At 69.1% G+C, this 3,613-nt stretch carries 4 protein-coding genes; 3 read left to right on the top strand and 1 reads right to left on the bottom strand.

The features are described from left to right. Both N878_RS15075 and tldD read left to right on the top strand, forming a co-directional pair. The coding region (locus N878_RS15075; RefSeq protein ID WP_021444453.1) for a carbon-nitrogen hydrolase family protein at nt 1-666 on the top strand (666 nt) is incomplete at its 5' end. 2 nt (nt 667-668) lie between these two features. Further along, nucleotides 669-2,126, top strand: coding sequence for a metalloprotease TldD (tldD, locus tag N878_RS15080; RefSeq protein WP_021444454.1), 1,458 nt, complete (start codon nt 669-671; stop codon nt 2,124-2,126). A 148-nt stretch (nt 2,127-2,274) separates the two neighbouring features. Here tldD and yjgA read toward each other — a convergent pair whose 3' ends face one another. Beyond that, nucleotides 2,275-2,793 carry a ribosome biogenesis factor YjgA gene (gene yjgA, locus N878_RS15085; protein WP_021444455.1) on the bottom strand — a complete coding sequence of 173 codons (519 nt, stop codon included), beginning with the start codon at nt 2,791-2,793 and terminating at the stop codon, nt 2,275-2,277. Nucleotides 2,794-2,927: 134 nt separating this feature from the next. Here yjgA and N878_RS15090 point away from each other — a divergent pair. Continuing rightward, nucleotides 2,928-3,613 (top strand): PmbA/TldA family metallopeptidase (locus N878_RS15090; protein WP_021444456.1); only part of this gene is annotated, 686 nt, incomplete at its 3' end.

Below are 3,613 nucleotides of genomic sequence, written 5' to 3' on the forward strand. Positions count from 1 at the left end.
GGGCCGATCCTGCCCTGGTTGCAACGGGCCGCGCGCGACCTCAAGTTGTGGATAGTCGCCGGCACCCTGCCGTTGCCGCCGGACGAGGCGCCCGAGGCCAAGCCGCATGCCTGTTCGCTGCTGATCGACGACGCCGGCCAGCGGGTGGCGCGCTACGACAAGCTGCACCTGTTCGACGTCGAAGTGGCCGACAACCGTGGCAGCTACCGCGAGTCGGACGACTTCGCCCATGGCCAGCGCATCGTGGTCGCCGATACCCCGGTCGGCCGCCTGGGCCTGAGCGTCTGCTACGATCTGCGCTTTCCCGAGCTTTACGGCGCGCTACGCCAGGCCGGCGCCGAGCTGATCAGCGCGCCCTCGGCCTTCACCGCGGTGACCGGCGCCGCGCACTGGCAGGTGCTGGTGCGCGCCCGCGCCATCGAGACCCAGTGCTATGTTCTGGCGGCGGGGCAGGGTGGCGAGCACCCCGGGCCGCGGCAGACCTTCGGTCATTCGGCCATCGTCGACCCCTGGGGCCGCGTGCTGGCCGAGCAGGATCAGGGCCAGGCGGTGCTGCTGGCCAGCCGTGACGGCGCCGAGCAGGCGGCGATCCGGCAACGCATGCCGGTGCAGGCGCACCGCAGAATTCTTTCATCGGACGCCGTGCGTCCGATTGCAGTGGAGTGACCATGAACCCGATGCTGATGTCCGTCAGCGAGCACCTGCTCGCCCCCGGCAACCTGACCCTCGACAGCCTGCCCGGCGTGCTCGGCGAACTCGCCGGCCCGGGGATCGACGCCGCCGACCTGTATTTCCAGAGCCAGGTCTCGGAAACCTGGGTGCTGGAGGACGGCATCGTCAAGGAGGGCAGCTTCAACCTCGACCAGGGCGTCGGTGTGCGCGCCCAGTCAGGCGAGAAGACCGGCTTCGCCTACAGCAACGCCATCACCCTGGATGCCCTGCGCCAGGCGGCTCGCGCCGCCCGCTCGATCTCCCGCGCCGGGCAGCAGGGCCGCGTGCAGGCCTTCGCCAGCCCGCAGGTCAGTGCCCTCTACGCACCGGACAACCCCCTGGACGTGCTCGGCCGCGCCGAGAAGGTCGAGCTGCTGCAACGCATCGACCGCGCCACCCGCGCCCTCGATCCGCGCATCAAGCAGGTCACCGTGAGCCTGGCCGGGGTCTGGGACCGGGTACTGGTGGCCGCCCACGACGGCAGCCTGAGCGCCGACGTGCGCCCGCTGGTGCGTTTCAACGTCAGCGTCATAGTCGAGCACAACGGCCGTCGCGAGCGCGGCGGCCATGGCGGCGGCGGGCGCACCGACTACCGGTTCTTTTTGCAAAGAGGGGGCCTCGAAGAGGATCGCGCCATGGGCTATGCCCGCGAGGCGCTGCGCCAGGCCCTGGTCAACCTCGAGGCGATTCCCGCGCCGGCCGGCACCCTGCCGGTGGTGATGGGCGCCGGCTGGTCCGGCGTGCTGCTGCACGAGGCGGTCGGCCACGGCCTGGAGGGCGACTTCAACCGCAAGGGCAGCTCGGCCTACAGTGGCCGCATCGGCGAGCGGGTCGCCTCCAGCCTGTGCACCATAGTCGACGACGGTACCCTGGAAGGGCGCCGAGGTTCGCTCAGCGTCGACGACGAAGGCACGCCGACCCAGTGCACCACGCTGATCGAGAACGGCGTGCTCAAGGGCTACATGCAGGACAAGCTCAACGCCCGCCTGATGGGCGTGGCGCGCACCGGCAACGGCCGCCGCGAGTCCTACGCGCACCTGCCGATGCCGCGCATGACCAACACCTACATGCTGGCCGGGCAGAGCGACCCGGAGGAGATCATCCGTTCGGTGAAGAAGGGCATCTACTGCGCCAACCTCGGCGGCGGCCAGGTCGACATCACCAGCGGCAAGTTCGTCTTCTCCACCAGCGAGGCCTACCTGATTGAGGACGGCCGGATCACCGCGCCGGTCAAGGGCGCGACCCTGATCGGCAACGGCCCGGAGGCCATGAGTCGGGTGTCGATGGTGGGCAACGACCTGGCCCTGGACAGCGGCGTCGGTACCTGCGGCAAGGACGGCCAGTCGGTGCCGGTGGGCGTCGGCCAGCCGACCCTGAAGATCGACGCCATCACCGTCGGCGGGACGGGGGCGTAGGTTGGGTTGAGGAGCCTGCGACGAAGCCCAACAGGGAGCGCGCAGCGCTCCGCCCGGCGTTCAGCTGCCGGGCCTTTTTCGGCTCGGCGCGCATCTGTTGGGCTTCGCTGTGCTCAGCCCAACCTACCGGCGTTACGGATGGAGGTTATCAACGCAGGCCGCGCTGCATTTCGTCCAGTTCGCGGATGTACTTGAACACCTTGCGCGCGGCGGCGGGCGGCTTGTTGTGCGCCGCCTCGTGCTGGGCATGGCGGATCAACCCGCGCAGGTGCTGGCGGTCGGCGTCCGGGTACTGGCCGATAAAGCCTTCCAGGGCCTCGTCGCCGCCGGCGATCAGGCGGTCGCGCCAACGCTCGAGGGCATGGAAGCGCTCGTTGTATTCGCGGGTGGAGCTGTCCACTTGGTCGAGCATGGCGAGGATCGCCTCGACATCCTGTTCGCGCATCAGCTTGCCGATGAACTGGATATGGCGTTTGCGCGCGGCGTTGGCGGTGTGTTTCGGCGCTTCGGCCAGGGCACGGCGCAGGGCGTCGGTCAGCGGCATCTTGGCCAGCAGGTCCGGCTTGAGCGTGGTCAGGCGCTCGCCGAGTTCCTGCAGGGCATGCAGCTCGCGTTTGACCTGGGATTTACTCTTCTCCAGGGAGAAGTCGTCGAAGGAATCAGACATGGGGCGGGTCCAGTGGGAAACGCCGCCATGATAGCAGTAGGGGCAGCTTCAAGCCGCACGCTTCAAGCGGCAAGATGGGAGCGGACTCGGCTGTTGCTTGTGGCTTGCAGCTTATTTTGAGAATCGGAGTGGTTATGAGTGAAGTAGAGGTGATCGGCCCGCAGGCCCTGCCCCAGTTGCAGGCGCAGGTCGAAGAGATTCTCGCCGAGGCCAAGCGCCAGGGCGCCAGCGCCTGCGAGGTGGCGGTGTCCGTCGGCCAGGGACTGTCCACCACGGTGCGCCAGGGCGAGGTGGAAACCGTCGAGTTCAATCGCGATCAGGGCTTCGGCATCACCCTCTACGTCGGCCAGCGCAAGGGCTCGGCGAGCACCTCGGCCACCGGCAGCGCGGCGATCCGCGAGACGGTGGCGGCAGCGCTGGCGATTGCCAAGCACGCCAGCGAGGACGAATGCGCCGGCCTGGCCGATGCCGCGCTGATGGCCCGCGAGCTGCCCGAGCTGGATCTCTACCATCCCTGGTCGATCAGCCCCGAGCAGGCCGTGGAGCAGGCGCTGGTCTGCGAGGCGGCGGCCTTTGCCGCCGATGCCCGGGTCAACAACGCCGACGGCACCAGCCTCAACACCCACCAGGGCTGCCGCGTCTACGGCAACAGCCACGGCTTCGTCGGCGGTTACGCCAGCACCCGCCACAGCCTGAGCTGCGTGATGATCGCCGGCGGCGAAGGGCAGATGCAGCGCGACTACTGGTACGACGTCAACCGCCAGGGCGAGCTGCTCGCCGATGCCGGCGAGATCGGTCGGCGCGCCGCGCTGCGCGCGGT

The sequence above is a fragment of the Pseudomonas sp. EGD-AK9 genome, from assembly GCF_000465935.2.
In the GTDB taxonomy this organism is placed as follows: Bacteria; Pseudomonadota; Gammaproteobacteria; order Pseudomonadales; family Pseudomonadaceae; genus Aquipseudomonas.

Excerpts from the sequence above, each read along its gene's own strand:
- yjgA (WP_021444455.1), bottom strand. The coding sequence starts at position 2,793 with ATGTCTGATTCCTTCGACGACTTCTCCCTGGAGAAGAGTAAATCCCAG.
- tldD (WP_021444454.1), top strand. The coding sequence starts at position 669 with ATGAACCCGATGCTGATGTCCGTCAGCGAGCACCTGCTCGCCCCCGGC.